Consider the following 20342-nt stretch of genomic DNA (forward strand, 5'->3'; position numbering starts at 1 on the left):
TCTCGTTCATGCGTTGGCCTCGCCGGCGCTCAGGGCCCAATGGCGCTCACGGATGCGCGCGCACAGCAGGCGCAGGTCGGCTTCCAGACCGCGATCTTCCTCGAGGGGCGCGATGTCTTCACGCAGTTCACGGGTGAAGGCGGCCAGTCTGGGCGGCGTGGCGGCTTGACCCGTGATGTCGGCGCGTTGCTCGCTGCCCTGCACGGCGGCGTGCAGGGTGGCGGCGGCGACCTGTTCCACCAGTGTCAGCACGCGCAGCGCATCCCGCGCGGCGATGGTGCCCATGCTGACCTTGTCCTGATTGTGGCACTCGGTGGAGCGCGAGAAGACGCTGGCGGGCATGGTCAGCTTGAGGGCTTCCGCCGTCCAGGCCGAGGCGCCGATCTGTACCGCCTTGTAGCCATGATTGAGCGGCGCGCGTTCGGGCGTGGCACCGCTGAGATTGCTGGGCAGGCCACGGTTGTAGCGGCTGTCGACCAGCAGTGCCAGCTGGCGGTCGAGCAGGTCAGCCAGGTTGGCGACCGCCGTCTTGAGGCTGTCCATCACCATCGCCACATGGCCGCCATAGAAGTGGCCGCCGTGGAGAATCTTGCCGGCCTCGACATCGATCAGCGGGTTGTCGTTGGCGCTGTTGAGCTCGGTCTCCAGGAAGCTGCGCCACCAGCTGAGGCTGTCCTCGACCACGCCGATGACGTGGGGCGCGCAGCGCGTCGAGTAGCGGTCCTGCAGACGCGGCGAGTTGATCGGCGTGGCGTCGACTTCCGGTGCCGCCGGGTGGGCCAGATCATCGCGCAGCCACTGGGCCACGCGGGCTTGACCGGGGTGCGGCTTGGCGGCGAACAGGTCGGCATCGAAGTGGTAGGGGTTGCCTTCCAGCGCCTGCACGCTGAGGGCGGTGATGCGCGCGCTCAGGCGGCTGAGGTAGCAGGTGCGGCCATAGGCCAGCGCGGCGAGAGCCGTCATCACGGCGGTGCCGTTCATCAGCGCCAGGCCTTCCTTGGGGCGCAGCACATAGGGCGTCAGGCCGTGTGCCGCGAAGACCTCGGCCGTCGGGCGCAGCGCGTGGGGCTGGCCTGCGCCGGGGCGCACCCAGACCTCACGCTCGCCACACAGCACGGCGGCGACATAGGAAAGCGGGGTGAGATCGCCGCTGGCTCCCACCGAGCCTTCTTCGGGAATGCGCGGCAGGATGTCGTGATTGAGCAGCCATACGAGGCGCTCCAGCAGCGCCATGCTGACCCCGGAGACACCACGGCACAGCGAGACGAGGCGCACCATCACCACCGCGCGACTGCTGACCACATCCAGGTCCGCGCCCATGCCACAGCCGTGGAAGGTATAGAGATGGCGCGGCAGGGCTTCGAGGTCCTCTGCCCCCTGCACGGCACGCGTCACGGAATCGCCGTAACCGGTGGTGACGCCGTAGACCACGCCTTCTTCCTCCAGCAGGCGTTCCAGCAGGGCCGGGCCGGCCTCGATACGGGCGCGGAAGGCGGCATCCGAAGTCAGGCGCACCTCACGGCGGCCTTCGGCGACATCGATCAACTGCTCGAGGGTGATATCACTGCCGTCGAGAATCAGGGCGGAGGAAGAGGTGGCGGGCTGTGACATGACGAGGTACCTGGCGAAGAGAGAAGCGTGAAAATGCGCTGAACGTGAAGAGCGAACAAGGTGAAGGCCGCAGAGCCGGGCGCGAAGCAGCGTTGCCGCAGGCCCGGCGCGGCTCAGGCGTCCTGTTTCGGAGCCGACGCGCTGTCTGGATTCGACGTGCTGTCAGGCGCCTGATGCCAGAAGTCGAAGAAGTTGAACCACTGCAGCGGATGGCGCTTCACGCGCGCTTCCAGATGACGGGCGTGACGCTGCATGGCCTGCTGGATCCACGCCTCGCGACCGCTGCGCTTGACGGCGCGGCTGTCATCAAAGGGCGCGAAGTCGACCCGGAAACGCGGATGGGCGCCGCCCTGTTCGCGAATGCAGCTCAGGGTATAGACGTGACAGCGCAGCAGCGCGGCCAGCATGAAGGGCCCCTGCGGGAAGGGCGCGGGCTGATCGATGAAGTCACAGTGCAGCACGCGCGGTGAGGCCGCGGCACTGGCCGGCGACGCGAGTCTGCTGCCTTCTGCTGGAGGGGTGTCTGCCTTGGCATCGTCGGCGGTGGGCGGAATCGGCACGCGGTCGGCGGCGATGACCACGAAGCCGCCGCGATTGACCCGATCGCCCAGCGCCATGGCGGTGGCAGGCGTGATCTCGCTGACCTCGATCATCTGCGGCGGCTTGCGCCCGGTGGCCTGCTCCAGCAGCTGATTGAACTTCTCGGCGTGGCGCGTGTGCACCAGCGCGCACAGATCGATGTCGTGGCGCTCGCCGATGGCATTGATCACATCCAGATTGCCGTGGTGAGCGACGAGGATGATGCCGCCCTCGCCACGCAGCGCGGCGTCGCGCAGGTCTTCCGGGCCGGTGCCGGTCAGCGAGGTCAGCGGAATCTCGCCGCTCCAGGCCGAGACCTTGTCCATGATCGCCTCACCGAACTGCATGAAGTGGGCGAAGCTTCTCGTCCATAGGCGCACGCCGCCAAGCTCTGGCTCGAGGCGCTTGAGGAAGTCGAAGGAGGCACGCCGCGCCACCCCGCGCAGCAGGAAGTACCACACCAGCACCGGAAACAGCGCGATACGAAACGGCCAGGCACCTAGGCGACGACGAATCGTCACCATCAGGCGCATGCCAGTGGTGGAGCCGGTTTCCGACAGGCGTGCCCAATGGGTCATTCGTGTTTCCCCTTCGCATCGTCAGGCTGCGAGGGGCGACTGACATGAGTGGATGATGTCCTGCCATTGCGTCCCGACAGCGTGCGCCAGGCAAGTTTCGGTGAGCGCAGCAGCATGCCGAGGAACAGCCGCGTGTGCATGGCGCTGATCAACAGGTTGTCGTGACCGGGGCGGAAGTGGCTGACGCCTCCGGTGGGATAGCTGACATGCACCGGCAGGTTGGCGACCTCGCCATCGGCCCAGTACCAGCGCACCAGCACCTCGGTGTCGAAGGACATGCGATCGCCACAGTCATGATGCGCCAGCAGCCGGTTGGTGGCGGCCAGCGGATAGAGGCGCACGCCGCACATGGTGTCGCGGATGGCCAGCGACAGGGTGTTGATCCACACCCAGATGTGCGAGGCGTAGCGGCCATAGAAGCGGATGCGCGGCACGCTGGCGTCGTATTGCGGATAGCCGATCTGCAGGCAGTCGGGATTTTCCTGCATGCCGTTGAGGAAGGCGGGCAGATCACTGACGTCGTGCTGCCCATCGGCATCCACCTGCAGGGCATGGGTGAAGCCGAGCTGCTCGGCAGCCTGCAGGCCGCTGCGCACGGCAGCGCCCTTGCCGCCATTCTGCTCACGGCGCACCAGGTGATGACCCTCGGCCGCCAGCTGATCCAGCACCTCGGCGCAGGGCGCGCTGCAGCCATCATCCACCAGCACGATGGGCAGCCCGAGCGGTGCCAGACCCGCGCACACGCCGGCGATGGTGGCGGGGTGGTCGTAGACCGGAATCACCACGCAGGCGCGCAGTGGCGACTCGCTGACGGGGGGAGAGGGTGTGTGGCCGGTCATCGGCGCCTGGGGCTGGCTCATGACGCCTCCGGTGTGGGTGTCGTCTGGGGCGAACTGAGTGGTGGGCTGAGGGGCGAGCTATCAGCCGCGCTATCGGTTTCAGCACCGTAGCGCAAGCGGCCACTGGCGTGCAGGCCCGCGCGGGATTCCAGGCGAAAGTCGACGCGCAGGCCGTGACTGTCGGCGACCAGTGTCGCGGCCAGCGTAAAGCGCATGCCCGGCAGCAACAGGTTGGAGAACTTGATGCGCTCCAGACGCTGAAAACGGCTTTCCTGCACGCCGACACCCGCCAGGCGCAGGCGGCGACCGAGATCGCGAGCCCATTTGAGCATCACCACGCCGGGCACCAGTGGCTGGTCAGCGAAATGCCCCTCGAGGTAGCACAGGCTGTCGGGCACCTCGGCTTCCAGCGTCAGCTGCTGCGGACCGCTGGAGGTTTCGCCCAGCCAGCGTGGCAGACGATGATCGTCGAGATCGGCAAACAGCCGCGCGACGGAATCCGCCGTGAACTTGCCCTGGGCATTCAGCGGCAGGCGCGTGACGAATCGCCAGTAGCGCGGCAGGGCGATGCGCTCGAAACCCGGCATCAGCGCACGGCGCAGACGGGCAATCAGATCACGGCGGCTGGCGTGGTCCTGCGGCAGCGCGCTCTCGTCCATCACCACCACCGCGCCCAGACGATGATCGCGGGTGGGCATCGGCAGGCAACGTACTTCCAGCACCTCCGCTTGCGCGCTGAGGCAGCGCTCCACCGCGCTCAACGAGACCCGCTTGCCGGCCAGCTTGACCAGCCGATCACTGCGCCCCAGCAGCTGGAAGCGTGGCGCCGCCTGCTGCTCGCCTTGCGACGACGTTTCAGCCGCCACTGGCGCGGCGTTGTCGGCCTGCTGCCACCACTGGTCCGGCTGCTCCAGAAACGGCGAGCGCACCGCGAAGGCGGGCGAGAAGCGGATCTCGACCTCCGGCAGCGGTGTCCAGTCGGACGTCTCGTGCTGGCGGCGATGCGCGATGCCGCCCGTTTCGGTGCTGCCGTAGATCTCGATCACCGGCGCCTGCAGGCAGTTCTCTGCGTGGCGGGCGGCCTCGGCCGGCAGCGGGGCACCTGAAGAGAAGACCCGCAACACCTGAGCCTGAGCCTGGCCCGCCACGCGGCTCCCGTCACTGGCCTGGGGCAGGCGCGCCAGCTGGGCCGGCGAGCTGACTAGCTGGCAGCGATGCCCGAGGCCGGACAGCTGCGCGATGGCGGCGGCCAGCTGCTCCGGGTAATGACAGGCTTCGCTGAGAAACGGCACCCCTTCGCTGAGCGGGCGCAGCAGCGACACCAGCAGACCGTAGATGTGCTGGTGACTGACCTGGCTGAGGCTGACGGCGCCTGTGCTTGGCTCAGACGCTGAGTCAGTGCCTGAAGCGTCCGTCGCCAGCGGCCACAGCGCGCGATGCACGGCCAGTTCGGCCTCGAGCTGATCGAAGCGCTTGGCGATGCGCAGCGGCTCGCCGGTGGAGCCGGAGGTGCAGAGCTCCAGCGCGAGACGCCCGCCGTCCGGCGTGATCTCGAACGGTGTATTCGGTGCTGCGGTAGAGCCGACAGAGTCGGTAGAGCTGAGAGTGCCGGTAGAGCTGAGAGCTCCGGATTGCTCCGGCGGCCAGCCAGCGGCGCTGGTCTCGGGCAGTTTGCCATCACTGCTCTCGGCCAGGCGGGCCAGGGTTTCCGGGCGGTCATCGCCGGGCAGCACGGCGAGCATGCCGCGCTCCCACAGCGCCAGCAGCTGCACGCAGGCGCCCAGTGTGGTGGGCTGGAACAGCACCCAACGGGCGGCGGGTCGGCGGCCAGCATGCGCAGCGGGCAGGTTGTCCAGCCACTGATGCCAGGCATCGACGCGTGCCATCAGCTCGGCACGACTCAGCGGGCGCAGCGGCTGACCGGGACTGGCCAGCCAGCAGGCCGGCGCCGCGGGCGCGAGTCGGGCGAGCTGGCGCCAACCCTGATGGATGAGGGAGGTGGCGCGCTGGGCGGCGTCTTGCTCAGTGGAGCGTGCGGTGGCGCGGCTGGCAGGCTGGCGGGCATCAGACATGTGAGGCAGGCAACTCTTCAGAAAGTCGAATTCATCTGGGGGCGTATCCACGCCGGGCGTATCCATACATGGATTCAGCTATCGATAGCCGAGCTCATCGATAGCCAAGCTCATCGATAACCAGGTTCAGCCATCGGCGCGGCGCAGGCGACGGCGTACCAGCCATTCGCCGCAGAACAGCAGCCCCATCAGCACGTAGCTCACCAGGCCGTTGTAGAGCGTCCAGGTCGCGAGGTCGGCATACAGCGCCGTGGTCGCGGCAACACTGGCATTGAAGACGAAGAAGCCGCACCACACTCGGGTGACCTTGCGGGTATAACGCACGCCGGCGGCGGGCAGATCAGGCTCCTGCAGACGCGCCAGGCGCTCGATCACCGGCATGCCGCGCCACAGACTGGTGGCGAACACGCTGAGCATGGCCAGATTGACCAGCACCGGATAGGCGCGCAGCCCCAGTTCCGCCTCGCTGAGCAGGCTGATGGCGATCAGCAGCGCGGCCAGCGTCAGGCGCAGGATCAACGGCAAGGGCAGACGCTGGATCAGCAAGGCGCCCAGCGCGATCAGTGCCCACACCCAGGGCGAGACATGTCCGCTGGTCGCGTCGCCCACCGGGTCTGCCGTCAGCCGCGAGAGCAGGGCATAGACCAGCAGTGGCCAGCATATGGCGGCCACGACGCCCAGCCCGCCGAGCAGCAGCCTTGGCAGTGACGGACGCCGCCCTCGACCAGAGGACAATGACGTCATGCCTGGCGCTGCATCAGCTGCTCGACGGCGGTCACGACGTCATCGAGGCTGCGTACGCTCTTGAAGTCATTGGCTTCGATGCGTCGGCCGGTGAACTTCTTGAGTTCGACCACCAGGTCCACCGCATCGATGCTGTCGATGTCGAGGTCTTCATAGAGCAGCGCCTCGGGGTGGATGTCAGCGGCATCGATCTCGAACAGCTCGATCAGGGTGCTGCGCACATGGGCATAGATCTCTTCGCGGGACGCGGTCTGTTGCTCAGCGCTCACGACGGGCCTCCACGAGTTCACGCAGGGCATTGAGGCTGGCGAAATGCGCGCGGGTGTCCTCGGCTTCGGCGTCCAGCGTGATGCCGTACTGCTTCTGCAGCGCGAGACCGAGCTCCAGGGCGTCAATCGAATCCAGCCCCAGGCCGTCCACGAACAGCGGTTCATCGGCGACGATGTCGTCCGGCGTGATGTCCTCAAGCTCCAGGGTGTCGATGATCAGTTGCTTGAGTTCCAGTTCCAGCTTGGCGCTATCGCTCATGAGTATTCCTCGTGTCGGCGTACCGATAATGGCCGGTATGAATGGCAGCAGGCTTTATTAACGGCGGGAAGGCCGAATATCTTAATCACTTTTTCTCGCTATCTGATCAACATCGAGATCAGGGGCAGTGCGGATCAGCGCGTTGTCATGACTCGCGAATCCGTCGCTGAAAGGCGGCCAGCTCAGCGGCAAAGTCGCTGGCCAGGCGGCGCGTCAACTGGCGGGCATCGCGTGACAGCGGCACCTCATCCTCTGCTGCCGGTGGCGGTGCGACATGCGCCGTCATGTCCGGCAGCACCTTGATATTGAGCATCACCCGTCGGGCCGGGATGTGATACCAGGGCTCGCCCTTGGTCAGGGTGCTGGGCTGGCAGTCGATCAGCACGGGGGTGATCTCGCTTGGCGTGCGCAGCGCGATGTTGGCGGCGCCGCGGCGGAATTTCAGCGCGCGCCCGGGCACGCTGCGCGTGCCTTCCGGAAACAGGATCAAGGCATTGCCGCGCGCCAGGCTCGCGCCGGCGGCCTCGAGCACGCCCTGCGGCTCTTCATTGGTGATGTAGCCAGCGGCGCGGATGGGGCCACGGGTGAAGGGGTTGCGTGCCAGCCGTCCCTTGACCACGCAGTCGGCGTGGGGAATCAGCGCGAGCAGGAAGACCACGTCGATCAGCGTCGGGTGATTGGCCAGCACCAGCAGGCCGGGACGTTGCAGACGCTCGCAGTCGTGCAGGCGATAGTCGAGCACGCCCAGGCCGCGCATCAGGCCCACGAAGCCGCGCATGCAGTGATGGATGATGCTGCGCGCGAGCTTCTGTCGCTTGTCGGGGCGGCGTACCACCAGTGTCAGCAGGGGCCACATTCCCCCCACCAGCAAGCCGCCCAGCCCGAAGGTCAGGAAGCTGATGGCCGTAGCGATGCCACGCCACAGGCGCCCGAGGGGAGACGACAGCATGCGTGGCATCAGTCTGCTGGCGGCGTCGGTGAGGCGGCGTGAGCGCGGCTCAGCTGCCAGTGATGGCGACGACAGGGGAGCGTCTCAGCCCCGGCCTGCTCGAGCCAGGCGATGACCTCAAGCGGCGTCGGGGCGCTGTCCGTCAACGATTCGCCAGGCGTAGCGCTCAGTGTCCATGCGCTGTCATCGTCACTGCTGCGGCTCAGGCGCAGGGCGACGGCGCTGGCGCAGGCCGGGTAGTCACCGTGGAGCAGGAAGGCCTCCGGCGCGGCGATATCGGAGAACAGCACGATGACGTCCCCGCGCTCGCTCAGATAGCCGAGCGCCTCGCTCATCAGCGCCTCGAATTCGTTGCCACAGGCGGCGAGGGCTTCCAGCGGCTGATGGGACTTGCCGGTGATCGAGTACATGCCCAGCACGGCGTTGTGCACCGAGAGCGAGAAGCGCGCCGGTGACAGGGCTTCGTCGGACTGGGTGGCGGCGTCCAGCAGGGCGAGAATCTTGCCGGTATCGCCATGGCGCGAGGCATGGATGATAGGCAGGTCGGCGTCAGGGTCGAGCGCGAACAGCAGCTTGCAGCAGGCCTGGCCGACCGGGCTGAGTCGACGACGCTGCATGGCCGGGACTTGCTCGGCACGCGGGGAGGGGGTGATATCTACGCGGCTGTCGTGGGCGGTGCGGGACGCACTCGCCTGCCAGGCTCGCCAATCAGTCAGACGCATGAGGTTCTTGTCCGTGAACGCATCGTTGCCATATTGGGGCCTCAGTGTACCGCACAGGGGTTGGGCAGCCCAACCGGACTCAGGCGTGTTGGCACTGAGCAGGCGGCGTGGCTACGCGTGTCGTTGGCAGGATAGCAGCTTGCAGGGCGGCACAAGGCGCCTGACGTGAGGTGTCGGGGTGTGATGTCCTGCGGCGGGTCACCGCTGTGGCGGCGCTGGACAGCGGCAGAAGAGGGTGTAGGGTATCGTCGCACTGAGACTGGCGCCCGGGGCGTCATGGGGTAAAACGCTGAGGACGCACAATGATGACTGTCATCAACAGGCCGGTGGCATGAAGGGTGGCTCGCGGGACCTGCTGCGTAGACGAGCGCGCGCAAGTGCTCGCGCAGGGCAGGCGACCCGAGCGCACTCGCAGGCGCTGATGCGCCTTCTTTCGCTCTCGGAGTGGTTGCCGGTCATCCGGGTACTCGGCCTGCTGCTATGCGTGGTGGCCTTGATGATGCTGGCGCCCTTGCTGGTGTTGCTCGGCGAAGCGGATGCGGATGCCAGCGCCTTTCTGATCTCGCTGGGCATCACGCTCGGCTCGGCGGTCATCATGCTGACGGTCTCGCGCAAGGTGGAGCTGCAACTCAAGCCGCGTGCGATGTTCGTGCTGACGACGCTGAGCTGGGTGCTGGTGTCGGCCTACTCGAGCCTGCCGTTGATCTTCGGTGCGACCCACCTGGGCGTGACCGATGCCGTGTTCGAATCGGTGTCGGCGATCACCACCACCGGCTCGACCGTGCTGTCTGACATCGAAGGGCTCTCGGATGGCCTCAAGCTGTGGCGCGGCCTGATGCAGTGGGTCGGTGGTATCGGCATCATCGTGATGGCGATCGCGATCCTGCCGTTTCTGAAGGTCGGCGGCATGCGCCTGTTCCAGACCGAATCCTCGGACTGGTCCGACAAGGTGCTGCCGCGTGCCGGTGGCGTGGCCAAGGCCATCGGGCTGGTCTATGTCGGGCTGACGTTGCTGGCCATCGTCTGTTACTGGCTCGGTGGCATGCACTGGCTGGATGCGCTGGTGCATGGCATGACGTCGCTGGCCACCGGCGGTTTCTCCAATTACGACAGCTCGATGGGCGTCTATTCCGACCGGCCCTATCTGCTGTGGATGGCGTCGGCGTTCATGTTGCTGGGGGCGCTGCCCTTCGTGCTGTTCATCCGCGCCTGGCAGGACCAGGCCGGTGTCCTGTGGCGTGATGCCCAGGTGCGCGGCTTCCTGCGTCTGCTGGGGTGGGTGATCGCCTTGCTGACGCTGTATCGCGTCGTCAATGGCGAGGCCATCTTCACGGCGCTGACCCAGGTGACCTTCAATGTCATCTCGGTGGTGACCACCACCGGCTACGCCAGCGACGACTACAGTGCCTGGGGGTCCTTTGCGGTGGTGGCCTTCTTCTATCTGACCTTCGTCGGAGGCTGCAGCGGCTCGACCAGCGGCGGCATGAAGATCTTCCGCCTGCAGATCGGCCTGATCATGCTCGGCAACCATCTGCGCTCGTTGATCCATGCCAATGGCGTCTTCTCGCAGCGCTACAACGGTCGCGCGCTGCCCGATGAGGTGGTGCGCGCCGTGATCGCCTTCTCGTTCTTCTTCTTCATCACCATCGGTGGCCTGGCGCTGGCGCTGTCGTTCATCGGGCTGGACCTGATCACCGCGGTGACCGGCGCCGCCACGGCCGTCACCAACGTCGGCCCGGGGCTGGGTGAGATCATCGGCCCGGCGGGCAACTTCTCGAGCCTGCCGGACAGCGCCAAGTGGTTGCTGTGCATCGGCATGCTGATGGGGCGTCTCGAGATATTGACCGTGCTGGTGCTGTTCTCGCCCAGCTTCTGGCGCAAGTAGCAGCCCACGAAAAAGCCACCGTCGATTGACGGTGGCTTTTTCGTGGCAGGTACAAGACTCAAGTGTCTTGCTCCGCAGTGCTGGCTTACTGAGCGACCTTCTCGCCGTCCGTCGCCTCGGCGGCATCGAGCTTTTCATCGAGATCGATGGAGAGCCCTTCGCGATTGAGGATCGGGTTGGCGTATTGCACCAGCCACCAGTCCTTGAGCTCTGCGGGCACCTCTGCGAGGCGGTTCTCGAAGGTGGCGCGCTCGGCACCGCTGATGGCCGAGACATCCAGCGCCGAGGCCAGGCGCGGCTCCTCACGCAGCTGCGGGCGGCTGGCGGCCAGCTTCTCGAGTGCCAGCTGATGGCTCGGGTAGAGGGTGTAGTAGGCCAGCACTTGGCGGTCGACTTCCTTCACCACGTCTTCCGGGGTCTCGAAGTCGCCCTTGAGCGGCTCGCCGAACACCAGCTTGACGCGCCCCTTGTGCCCGCTGATACCCGCCGCGATGGACTTGATGTCCTCGTACTGCACCTTCTCGTAACGGCCTTCATTGGCGACGGCCGCCAGCTCACGCGCTTTCTGCAGGTCACAGGGGTCGAACTCGTAGCTGATCGACACCGGCACGATGTTGAGCTCGCTGACCGCCTCGCTGAACGGACGCGTCTTGTCGGCGGTGCGCGCCGCCATGGTCAGCATCTTGATGATGGCACTCTCGGTGCCATCACGGCCATCCTTGGCGCGCCCTTCACGCTGGGCCAGCCAGATGGAGTGCTGGTCGTGGGTCAGCGAGTGGCGGATATAGCCCGACAGCGACTGGTAGGCGGCCAGCATCGCGCGCTTGCCCTTGGCGGAGCGCGGCACGATGAAGCTCTTGTTGAGGCGCATCAGGTCGGTGACGAAGGGTTTCTGCAGCAGGTTGTCACCGATGGCGATGCGCACCGTGTCACGCCCGTGACGATAGAGGGCGTAGTTGACGAAGGCCGGGTCCAGCGAGATATCGCGATGGTTGGACAGGAACAGATACGGCGTGTCCGGGGACAGGCGCTCCAGCCCCACCGTCTCGAAGCTGGTGGTGGTGGTGTGGATCATGCGCGCCATGTAGACGGCGATGCGGCTCTGGAAACTGGCAACATCCTTGACGCCAATCATCTCGCGCTTGATGGCCAGGCGCGCGACCTGGCGTGCCAGCCACGGGAAACGCTGGGTCAGGCCCGGCAGGCGGAAGCGAGTCAGGGTGTCGAGCAGCTCGCGGTCCTGCTCCAGGCGTACCAGCACCTCCGCTACCTCGTCGTCGTGGTAGGGGCGAATATCGGCGAACGGGTCCTGTTCGCTGGTCGTGGCAGGCTTGGGTGTTGCAGTGTCAGTCATCGACGCACGTCATCCGGGTTTGTCATTCTGAAAAAAGAGAGGGTCGGCAGCGGGCCCAAGGCTCAGCTGGCGGGCTGGGCTTCACCACCCAGCCAGGCGGTCATCTGCTCGATCACGCCGGACAGCACCTGGGCCATCAGCGCGAAGTCGGTCTCCAGACGCAGGATGGGGTCTTCGCCGTCATCCTGGGCGTTGGCTTCATCGACCACGGCATCGGCGAACTTGAGGCTCTTGAGCGCCATGTCCTCACCGAGCACCAGCGCGACGCGGCCATCGACTTCCAGCGCCAGCTTGCTGACCACACGGCCCAGATTCAGCGCCGTCTGGATTTCCTCGCCGTCGAGATCGAACTGACGTGCACGCAGCACGCCATCCTCGCCGCCCGGCGCCTTGAGTTCGACCTGGTCACCGACGATCAGGTCTTCCGGGCGCGAGCTGACATCCTTGAGCCAGGTGGTCATCACCTGGGAAGGCGGCTGCGCGACGGCCAGCGGCGTGACCTTGAGCGTACCCAGTGTCTGGCGCAGCAGGTCCAGCACTTCCTCTGCGCGCTTGGCATTCGAGGCGTTGACGGCGATCAGGCCGCGACGGCTGTCCCACCACAGGTCGGTGCGCGAGGAGCGCGTGAAGGCGCGCGGCAGCAGCTCCTCGTAGATCTGCTCCTTGAGGGTCAGCTTCTCGCGGCGACGCAGCGGACGGCCTTCGGCGGTCTCGCGCTCGGCCACGCGCTCCTCGAGTTCTTCCTTGACCACGGCGGAGGGCAGTACGCGCTCCTGGCGCAGGGCGCTGATCAGGAAATGGCCCTGAATCTCGTGCACCAGCAGGTCGCTGTTGCGGCCGCCCGGTGCGACCCAGCCGATACGCTTGGCTTCGACGCCGGTGACCGGGCGGAAGACATGCTCCGGCAGGGCGTCGGCGAGACGACCCTCTTCCAGCGGGGCGCTATCGTGCAGGCGATACAGTTGCAGGTTCTTGAACCACATGCGACCAGTCCTTGAGTCCGGTGAACGGGGGCTGCCCGTCTGAATGGCGCATATTATGGCGAAACTCATGCGACGGGTCATCCGCCGTGGACGTGACCCTGCGTCACACTGCGGTTGCCGACCATCGCGCGCGAGCACAAAGACATACTGTATGCACGCTGTGGCGCTAGTCTTGAGTCGACCTGGCGGTGCGCGGTCTGGCGGTTTGCGGTATCGCCCGACAGATATCGATCAGCAGGCATCGACCAGTAGATATCGAATAGCAGGCATCGACCTATAGGCATAGACCATCAGACTTGAGACGCGGAGGGCAGCAGAGTGATCGACGACGTTGTTGTGGAGACTGCTGTGGGGACTGCTGAGGAGACGGTTGTGGAGGCTTTTGTGAAGAGCAGAGCTTCAGGCGCGAGCGCGCTGAAACGGACACGACCACTGACGCTGGCGGCGCTGACCCTGCTGCTGTTCGGCTGCAGCGGGGAGCATGACGCCCACGACAAGGCGGCCAGCGCGGCCGAGACCAGTGCAACGGTCACGAAAGAGGCAGCCGCTGACGGCGAATCTGCCCCTGCGGCGCTCGGGCTGGAACCTGAGGTGTTTGCCGAGGGCGCGATCGTCGGTGAGGTCGAGACCGTCGACTGCACCCTGAGCGGCGGCACGCAGACGACCTGCTATCAGTTCCGCGTGGCCGGTGCGCCCGCGGACCCGCAAACCTCGCCGGAGGGGCCTTTCTGCCCGCCCAATATCCACTCCGGTGAGCAGGAAGGCGGCACCTGGATGGATGGCGAGGGCACCCTCTATCAGGTGGACGGCGAGTTCATCAAGAATCTGGCCACTCTCTACAAGGACAAGGAGTGGCAGATGTACGACGTCAACACGGGCGAGATCACCGTGATCGATGGCGCGCGTGGCTGCGAGGTGGCGGGGAACCCGAACCCCATCGAGGGCTTCGACAACTTCTGTCTCGAGTGTCCGCTGGATGAGCTGGGCGGTGGCATCGAGAAGACTGCCGTGATTCCCGAGGTGCCGGTGCCGGCCGCCGAGCCGACCTCGCTTGCCGGCCGCTCCAACACCGGCGTGGCGCTCAATGGCGTGCTGTTCGGCCCGCCGGCGCCGCTGGAGCTGATCCTGAGTTCTCACACCCTGGGAGTGCTCGATGATTGTGGCGCGCATGCCAACCCTCATGAGGGCTATCACTATCACACCGCCACTGGCTGCTCCGAGATCGGCATTCAGGAAGATGGCCATTCGCCGATGATCGGCTATGCGCTGGATGGCTATGCCATCTATGCCAGAGAGGACAACGACGGCAATGTTCCCGCTGACCTGGATGAGTGTGGCGGCGAGACGGACCCGGTGCGTGGCTATCACTATCACGCCTTGGCGCCGGGGGTTAACCAGATCTTCGGCTGCTTCATGGGCGAGAAGGGGCACTTCCTCGACGAGGAGGGCGGCGAGAGGCCACCGCAGGGTCCGCCCGGCGAGTAGCCGCCTTGCCGGGATGGCGAGCAGGGCAGGCGTCATCATTCAGCCAAGCGTTTGTTTTTCTGTCCGTCACCGGCATAAGATCAGCTGACGATGGCCATACGGCGCGATCGTTTCACGGACGGGAGGCAGGGATGCAACACGACAGCAATCCACCGCAGGCAGCGGTCGGCTCTTACACAGATGTCGGCACTCGCACAGACGTCGGCACTCACACAGACGTCGGCAATCACGCAGGCGTCGTCAGTCGCACGACCCTGACGGTGCGTGGTTATCATCTGGATGGCTATGGGCACGTCAACAATGCCCGCTATCTGGAGTTCTATGAGGAAGGGCGCTGGGAGTTCATGCTCGCGCATCTCGATCTGGCCGCGCTCAAGCGCGAAGGTATCGCGATGGTGGCGGTCAACCTCAACCTGGATTGGCACTATCCCGCCACCGTGCATGATGAGCTGGTCATCACCACGCGGCTGGCCGAGCTCGGGCGCCGCAAGATGATCATGCGTCAGGAGATCCATCTGGGCGAGCGGCGCATGGGCGAGGTGCATCCGCGTTCCGGGGCGCTGGTCTCCAGGGCGGACTTCACCTTCGTGCTGATGAATACCGACACCGGTCGCGCCATGCCGCTGGACGGCGAGATCGGCGCGCTGCTGGGCGCGTTGGTCAGTGAAGAAACGGCCTGATCGCCCCTCAGCGGCGAGGCATGAGCCAGCAGGCCGCGCATATTGACGGCCGTACTACCGTACTGAGGTGTCCTTGCGGCGTCGTGTGAGCTGCTAGGCGCGCTCGCAAGTGATATAATGCCGCCACTTCGGTGCCGCGGAGCTGGCACCCCGTGTCTGCTTCACGCCACTGCCGCGCTGCAGTACCGACGGAGCATGCGTCGTTGCTGCAGTGGCGCCAACAGTTGAGTTCAAGGATTTGACGAATCATGGGTGAGATCGCCAGAGAGATACTGCCAGTCAACATCGAGGACGAGCTCAAGCAGTCGTATCTCGATTACGCGATGAGCGTCATCATCGGGCGTGCCTTGCCGGATGTTCGCGATGGCCTCAAACCGGTTCACCGTCGCGTACTGTTCGCGATGCACGAGCTGAACAATGACTGGAACAAGGCCTACAAGAAATCTGCCCGTGTCGTCGGCGATGTGATCGGTAAATACCACCCGCACGGTGACAGTGCGGTCTACGACACCATCGTCCGCATGGCCCAGCACTTCTCCATGCGTTATGTGCTGGTGGATGGTCAGGGCAACTTCGGTTCCATCGATGGCGACAGCGCCGCGGCGATGCGTTACACCGAGGTGCGCATGGCGCGCCTGGCGCACGAGCTGCTGGCCGACCTCGAGAAGGACACCGTCGATTGGGTCGACAACTATGACGGCACCGAGCGCATTCCTGCCGTGCTGCCGACCAAGACCCCGAACCTGCTGGTCAATGGCTCCTCCGGTATCGCCGTGGGCATGGCCACCAACATCCCGCCCCATAACATGGGCGAGGTCATCGACGGCTGTCTGGCGCTGATCGACAACGGCGATCTGACCATCGATGAGCTGATGGAATTCATCCCGGGGCCGGACTTCCCGACCGCCGGTATCATCAACGGCCGTGCCGGCATCCTCGATGCCTACCGCACCGGTCGTGGTCGTATCTACGTGCGTGCCGTGCATACCATCGAGCACAACGACAAGAACGGTCGTGATCACATCATCATCACCGAGCTCCCCTACCAGGTGAACAAGGCGCGTCTGATCGAGAAGATCGCCGAACTGGTCAAGGACAAGAAGATCGAGGGCATCGCCGAGCTGCGTGACGAGTCCGACAAGGACGGTCTGCGCGTGGTCATCGAGACCAAGCGTGGCGAGTCCGGTGAAGTGGTCGTCAACAACCTCTTCTCCCAGACCCAGCTTGAGACCGTGTTCGGCATCAACATGGTCGCGCTGCACGAAGGTCAGCCGAAGATCCTGAATCTCAAGCAGATTCTGGAATCCTTCGTGCGTCACCGTCGTGAAGTCGTTACCCGTCGTACCCTGTTCGAACTCAAGAAGGCGCGTGAACGTGGCCACATTCTTGAAGGTCTGGCGGTGGCGATCTCGAACATCGACGAGGTGATCGAGCTGATCAAGGGCTCGCCGAGCGCGGCGGAAGCCAAGGAAAAGCTGGTCGATCGTGAATGGCAGCCGGGTCAGGTGGTCGAGATGCTCGAGCGCGCCGGTGCCACTTCCTGCCGTCCGGAAGATCTGCCGGAAGGTCTGGGGCTGTCTGAAGACGCCAAGCACTACCGTCTGTCGCCGGCCCAGGCCCAGGCCATCCTCGAGCTGCGTCTGCATCGCCTGACCGGTCTCGAGACCGAGAAGCTGCTGGCCGAGTACTCCTCCATCCTCGAGCGCATCGCCGAGCTGATGGAGATCCTGTCCTCTGCCGACCGCCTGATGGAAGTCATCCGCGAAGAGCTGCGCGAAGTGCGTGCCCAGTACGCCGATGAACGCCGCACCGAGATCATGACCAGCCGTCGTGACCTGACCATCGAAGACCTCATCAACGAGGAAGACATGGTGGTGACGGTCTCGCGCAGCGGCTATGCCAAGACCCAGCCGCTGTCTGACTACCAGGCCCAGAAGCGTGGTGGCCGCGGCAAGTCCGCCACCTCGATGAAGGATGAGGATGTCATCGAGCACCTGCTGGTCGCCTCGACCCACGACACCGTGCTGCTGTTCTCCAACAAGGGCAAGGTGTACTGGCTCAAGGTCTACGAGATGCCGCAGGCGTCACGTGGCTCGCGCGGCAAGCCGCTGGTCAACCTGATTCCGCTGGACGACGGCGAGTGGGTCACCACCATCCTGCCGGTGCGCGATTACGCCGCCGACAGCTACATCTTCTTCGCCACCGCCAACGGCACGGTCAAGCGCACCGCGCTGAGCCAGTTCTCGCGTCCGCGCAGTGTCGGCCTGATCGCGCTGGACATCGAGGAAGGTGACCGTCTGATCGGCGCCGACATCACGTCCGGTTCCGACCACGTCATGCTGGTGTCCTCCAACGGCAAGGCGATCCGCTTCGAAGAGCAGAACGTGCGCGTGATGGGCCGTACCGCCCGTGGTGTGCGCGGCATGCGTCTGCTCGACGATGCACAGGTCATCAGCCTGATCATTCCGCGCACCACCGCGATCGATGACAACGAGATCGAGGTCGATGACGCCGCGGACGCGACGGCGGAAGGCGTCGAGAGCGCTGATGTGGCAACCACCGAGGGCGTGTCGGAAGACGGCGTCGCCAGCGGTGAGGTGCCGCAGTGCTACATCCTGACCGCGTCCGCCAATGGCTTCGGCAAGCGCACGCGTCTGGAAGAGTTCCCGCTGCGTGGCCGTGGTGGCCAGGGCGTGATCGCGATGCAGACCAGCGAGCGCAACGGTGATCTGGTCAGCGCGGTGCAGGTCAGCGACAACGACGAACTGATGCTGATCACCGACCGCGGCACCCTGGTACGTACCCGCGTCGCCGAGGTGTCCACCACCTCGCGCAACACCCAGGGCGTGACCTTGATCCGCACCGCGGAAGAGGAGCGTCTGGTGACGACGGTGCGTGTCGACGAGCCGGAAGAGGTCGTCGTGGTGCAGGATGAGCTGGACGAAGAGGCGCTGAGCACCGACGAACAGGTGCAGGCGGGAGATGACGCCGAGTCGACGGATACCCCGCCGACAGACGCGGAATAAGACGCTGGATTGCGACCGCCTTCGGGGCGGTCGCTTCACTTTCGGGAAATAAGACGACATGACACGCAAGTTCAACTTCTGCGCCGGTCCTGCTGCACTGCCGACCGCTGTCCTGGAGCGCGCCCGCGCCGAGATGCTGGATTATCAGGGCCGCGGACTGTCCGTCATGGAGATGAGTCATCGCTCCGACGAATTCGTGGCCATCGCCGAGAAGGCCGAGGCGGACCTGCGCGAACTGCTCGAGATTCCGTCCAACTATCGCGTGTTGTTCATGCAGGGTGGCGCTTCGACCCAGTTTGCGGGTGTGCCGCTGAACCTGCTGGGCGCGGGTGGCAGTGCCAACTATCTGTATACCGGTATCTGGGGCAAGAAGGCGATCAAGGAAGCCGAGCATCTGGCGGTGGGCAGCCACGTGGCGGCCTCCAGCGAGAGCAATGGCCTGATCGCCGTGCCGCGCCAGAACGCGATCCAGCTCTCGGGTGATGTGGGTTATCTGCACTACACCGCCAACGAGACCATCGGCGGCCTCGAGTTCGACTACATCCCCGAGGTGGCAGCGGATGGCGTGCCGCTGGTGTGCGACATGTCGTCTTCCATCCTGTCTGGCCCGCTGGATGTCAGCCGTTTCGGCGTCATCTATGCCGGCGCCCAGAAGAACATCGGTCCGGCGGGTCTGACGCTGGTCATCGTGCGCGAAGATCTGCTCGATCGCGCCCGCAAGGACTGCCCGACCATGCTGAACTGGAAGACGGCCGCCGAGGCCAATTCCATGTTCAACACGCCGCCGACCTACGCCTGGTATCTCTCCGGGCTGGTGTTCGAGTGGCTCAAGGACGAGGTCGGTGGCCTCGCCGCCATGAACGCGATCAATGATCGCAAGGCGCAGGCACTCTACGCGGCCATCGATGGCAGCGACTTCTATTCCAACCCGATCGTCACCGAGAACCGCTCACGCATGAACGTGCCGTTCGTGCTGGCCGATGACCGTCTCGACAAGACCTTCCTCGCCGAGTCCGAAGCGGCGGGTCTCTTGAATCTGGCCGGTCACCGCAGCGTCGGTGGCATGCGTGCCAGCCTCTACAACGCCGTGCCGGAAGCTGCCGTCACTGCGCTGGTGGACTTCATGGGCGACTTCGCGCGCCGTCACGGCTAAGGGAGGAGGTGAGATGTCGGATTCCAAGGAGAGCCCTGCGCCGCAGGCGGCGGGCAAGGCGGTGACGCTGGACGACCTGCGTCAGCGCATCGACGCCATCGACAACGAGCTGCTGAACCTGATCAGCGAGCGCGCGGGCTGCGCGCAGCAGGTCGCCGAGGTCAAGCTGGCGGCCGGTGACGTGGGCGAGGACGGCCAGGTGCAGTTCTACCGCCCGGAGCGCGAAGCCCAGGTGTTGCGTCGCATCATGGCCAACAACCCCGGCCCGCTGAAAGGCGAGGAGATGGCGCGTCTGTTCCGCGAGATCATGTCCGCCTGTCTGGCGCTGGAACAGCCGATCCGCCTGGCCTATCTCGGCCCGGAAGGCACCTTCACCCAGCAGGCCGCGCTCAAGCACTTCGGCGACAGCGCCGTGACCAAGCCGATGGCCGCCATCGACGAGGTGTTCCGCGAAGTGGAAGCGGGCGCGGTGCAGTACGGTGTGGTGCCGGTGGAGAACTCCACCGAGGGCGTCATCAACCACACGCTGGATTCGTTCATGGGCTCGCAGCTCAAGATCTCAGGCGAAGTGGTGCTGCGCATTCACCACCACCTGCTGGTGGGCCCGAATACGCGTCGCGAGAAGATCTCGCGCATCTATTCCCACGCCCAGTCGCTGGCCCAGTGCCGCAAGTGGCTGGATGCCCACTTCCCGCACGCCGAGCGCATCGCGGTGTCCTCGAATGCCGAGGCCGCGCGTCAGGTGCGCACCGAGTGGCATAGTGCGGCGATTGCCGGTGACATGGCGGCCAAGCTCTATGAGCTGGAGAAGGTCGAGGAGAAGATCGAGGACAGCCCCGACAACTCGACGCGCTTCCTGATCATCGGTGACAGCTCGGTGCCGGCGTCCGGCGATGACAAGACCTCCATCGTGGTGGCGATGCGCAACCAGCCGGGGGCACTGCACGACCTGCTGGCGCCGTTCCACCGCCACCAGATCGACCTGACCCGCGTCGAGACGCGTCCGTCACGCTCCGGTGCCTGGAACTACGTCTTCTTCATCGACTTCCGTGGCCACCGCGATGACCCGCTCATCACGGCGACGCTGGAAGAGCTGCGCCAGTGCGCGGCGGACGTCAAGGTGCTCGGGTCCTACCCGGTCGGTGTGCTGTGAG

17 protein-coding genes are annotated in these 20342 nt (G+C 65.4%); 6 read left to right on the top strand and 11 right to left on the bottom strand.

Annotated elements, in window-relative coordinates; all coding sequences use genetic code 11:
• Positions 1-6: 6 nt before the first annotated feature.
• From QD208_RS02235 to QD208_RS02275, 9 genes are all read right to left on the bottom strand, one after another.
• A complete protein-coding gene (locus tag QD208_RS02235) occupies positions 7-1611 on the bottom strand; it encodes an aromatic amino acid ammonia-lyase (RefSeq protein WP_225347150.1) in 1605 nt (534 codons plus the stop codon).
• A 113-nt stretch (positions 1612-1724) separates the two neighbouring features.
• Positions 1725-2768, bottom strand: a complete 1044-nt coding sequence (locus QD208_RS02240) for a glycosyl transferase (RefSeq protein WP_225347149.1) — start codon at positions 2766-2768, stop codon at positions 1725-1727.
• A complete protein-coding gene (locus QD208_RS02245; RefSeq protein ID WP_225347148.1) occupies positions 2765-3628 on the bottom strand; it encodes a glycosyltransferase family 2 protein in 864 nt (287 codons plus the stop codon). Before QD208_RS02245 ends, QD208_RS02240 begins: the two co-directional genes overlap by 4 nt.
• Positions 3625-5679 (bottom strand): AMP-binding protein, encoded by a 2055-nt coding sequence (locus QD208_RS02250; RefSeq protein WP_279835485.1) that lies wholly within the window; start codon positions 5677-5679, stop codon positions 3625-3627. Before QD208_RS02250 ends, QD208_RS02245 begins: the two co-directional genes overlap by 4 nt.
• A gap of 126 nt (positions 5680-5805) precedes the next feature.
• Positions 5806-6423, bottom strand: coding sequence for a hypothetical protein (locus QD208_RS02255; protein WP_225347146.1), 618 nt, complete (start codon positions 6421-6423; stop codon positions 5806-5808).
• Positions 6420-6692, bottom strand: coding sequence for an acyl carrier protein (locus QD208_RS02260; RefSeq protein ID WP_043331449.1), 273 nt, complete (start codon positions 6690-6692; stop codon positions 6420-6422). Before QD208_RS02260 ends, QD208_RS02255 begins: the two co-directional genes overlap by 4 nt.
• Positions 6682-6951, bottom strand: coding sequence for a phosphopantetheine-binding protein (locus tag QD208_RS02265; RefSeq protein WP_043331448.1), 270 nt, complete (start codon positions 6949-6951; stop codon positions 6682-6684). The genes QD208_RS02260 and QD208_RS02265 overlap by 11 nt, the downstream gene beginning before the upstream one ends.
• Before the next feature lie 145 nt (positions 6952-7096).
• The gene (locus QD208_RS02270) at positions 7097-7900 is read right to left on the bottom strand and encodes a lysophospholipid acyltransferase family protein (protein ID WP_225347145.1); all 804 of its coding nucleotides are present in this window, start codon (positions 7898-7900) and stop codon (positions 7097-7099) included.
• 8 nt (positions 7901-7908) lie between these two features.
• Positions 7909-8622, bottom strand: coding sequence for a beta-ketoacyl synthase chain length factor (locus tag QD208_RS02275; protein ID WP_225347144.1), 714 nt, complete (start codon positions 8620-8622; stop codon positions 7909-7911).
• Positions 8623-9043: 421 nt separating this feature from the next.
• Between QD208_RS02275 and QD208_RS02280 the strand changes: the two genes are divergently transcribed.
• On the top strand, positions 9044-10507 hold the full coding sequence (locus tag QD208_RS02280) for a TrkH family potassium uptake protein (RefSeq protein ID WP_225347143.1): 1464 nt from the start codon (positions 9044-9046) through the stop codon (positions 10505-10507).
• Between the two features lie 85 nt (positions 10508-10592).
• On the opposite strand, the gene QD208_RS02285 is transcribed toward QD208_RS02280, so the two are convergent.
• Positions 10593-11861, bottom strand: coding sequence for a 1-acyl-sn-glycerol-3-phosphate acyltransferase (locus QD208_RS02285; RefSeq protein ID WP_225347142.1), 1269 nt, complete (start codon positions 11859-11861; stop codon positions 10593-10595).
• 62 nt (positions 11862-11923) lie between these two features.
• Positions 11924-12844: a recombination-associated protein RdgC gene (locus QD208_RS02290; RefSeq protein WP_043331446.1), complete on the bottom strand. Its 921-nt coding sequence runs from the start codon at positions 12842-12844 to the stop codon at positions 11924-11926.
• A gap of 384 nt (positions 12845-13228) precedes the next feature.
• Between QD208_RS02290 and QD208_RS02295 the strand changes: the two genes are divergently transcribed.
• The 5 genes from QD208_RS02295 (at position 13229) to pheA (ending at position 20341) form a co-directional block, all read left to right on the top strand.
• A complete protein-coding gene (locus QD208_RS02295; protein ID WP_225347141.1) occupies positions 13229-14329 on the top strand; it encodes a YHYH protein in 1101 nt (366 codons plus the stop codon).
• Between the two features lie 131 nt (positions 14330-14460).
• Positions 14461-15009, top strand: coding sequence for a thioesterase family protein (locus QD208_RS02300; RefSeq protein ID WP_225347140.1), 549 nt, complete (start codon positions 14461-14463; stop codon positions 15007-15009).
• 248 nt (positions 15010-15257) lie between these two features.
• Positions 15258-18035, top strand: coding sequence for a DNA gyrase subunit A (gene gyrA / locus QD208_RS02305; protein ID WP_225347139.1), 2778 nt, complete (start codon positions 15258-15260; stop codon positions 18033-18035).
• Between the two features lie 58 nt (positions 18036-18093).
• A complete protein-coding gene (gene serC / locus QD208_RS02310) occupies positions 18094-19188 on the top strand; it encodes a 3-phosphoserine/phosphohydroxythreonine transaminase (RefSeq protein WP_054555590.1) in 1095 nt (364 codons plus the stop codon).
• A gap of 13 nt (positions 19189-19201) precedes the next feature.
• Positions 19202-20341, top strand: a complete 1140-nt coding sequence (pheA, locus tag QD208_RS02315; protein ID WP_052384256.1) for a prephenate dehydratase — start codon at positions 19202-19204, stop codon at positions 20339-20341.
• The last annotated feature ends 1 nt before the right edge of the window (position 20342 follow it).

The organism is Cobetia sp. 29-18-1 (assembly GCF_029846405.1).
Classification (GTDB): domain Bacteria; phylum Pseudomonadota; class Gammaproteobacteria; order Pseudomonadales; family Halomonadaceae; genus Cobetia; species Cobetia amphilecti.

Excerpts from the sequence above, each read along its gene's own strand:
- QD208_RS02285 (WP_225347142.1), bottom strand. The coding sequence starts at position 11,861 with ATGACTGACACTGCAACACCCAAGCCTGCCACGACCAGCGAACAGGAC.
- QD208_RS02250 (WP_279835485.1), bottom strand. The coding sequence starts at position 5,679 with ATGTCTGATGCCCGCCAGCCTGCCAGCCGCGCCACCGCACGCTCCACT.
- QD208_RS02240 (WP_225347149.1), bottom strand. The coding sequence starts at position 2,768 with ATGACCCATTGGGCACGCCTGTCGGAAACCGGCTCCACCACTGGCATG.
- pheA (WP_052384256.1), top strand. The coding sequence starts at position 19,202 with ATGTCGGATTCCAAGGAGAGCCCTGCGCCGCAGGCGGCGGGCAAGGCG.
- QD208_RS02245 (WP_225347148.1), bottom strand. The coding sequence starts at position 3,628 with ATGAGCCAGCCCCAGGCGCCGATGACCGGCCACACACCCTCTCCCCCC.
- QD208_RS02275 (WP_225347144.1), bottom strand. The coding sequence starts at position 8,622 with ATGCGTCTGACTGATTGGCGAGCCTGGCAGGCGAGTGCGTCCCGCACC.
- QD208_RS02280 (WP_225347143.1), top strand. The coding sequence starts at position 9,044 with ATGCGCCTTCTTTCGCTCTCGGAGTGGTTGCCGGTCATCCGGGTACTC.
- serC (WP_054555590.1), top strand. The coding sequence starts at position 18,094 with ATGACACGCAAGTTCAACTTCTGCGCCGGTCCTGCTGCACTGCCGACC.
- gyrA (WP_225347139.1), top strand. The coding sequence starts at position 15,258 with ATGGGTGAGATCGCCAGAGAGATACTGCCAGTCAACATCGAGGACGAG.
- QD208_RS02265 (WP_043331448.1), bottom strand. The coding sequence starts at position 6,951 with ATGAGCGATAGCGCCAAGCTGGAACTGGAACTCAAGCAACTGATCATC.
- QD208_RS02255 (WP_225347146.1), bottom strand. The coding sequence starts at position 6,423 with ATGACGTCATTGTCCTCTGGTCGAGGGCGGCGTCCGTCACTGCCAAGG.
- QD208_RS02300 (WP_225347140.1), top strand. The coding sequence starts at position 14,461 with ATGCAACACGACAGCAATCCACCGCAGGCAGCGGTCGGCTCTTACACA.
- QD208_RS02270 (WP_225347145.1), bottom strand. The coding sequence starts at position 7,900 with ATGCTGTCGTCTCCCCTCGGGCGCCTGTGGCGTGGCATCGCTACGGCC.
- QD208_RS02290 (WP_043331446.1), bottom strand. The coding sequence starts at position 12,844 with ATGTGGTTCAAGAACCTGCAACTGTATCGCCTGCACGATAGCGCCCCG.
- QD208_RS02235 (WP_225347150.1), bottom strand. The coding sequence starts at position 1,611 with ATGTCACAGCCCGCCACCTCTTCCTCCGCCCTGATTCTCGACGGCAGT.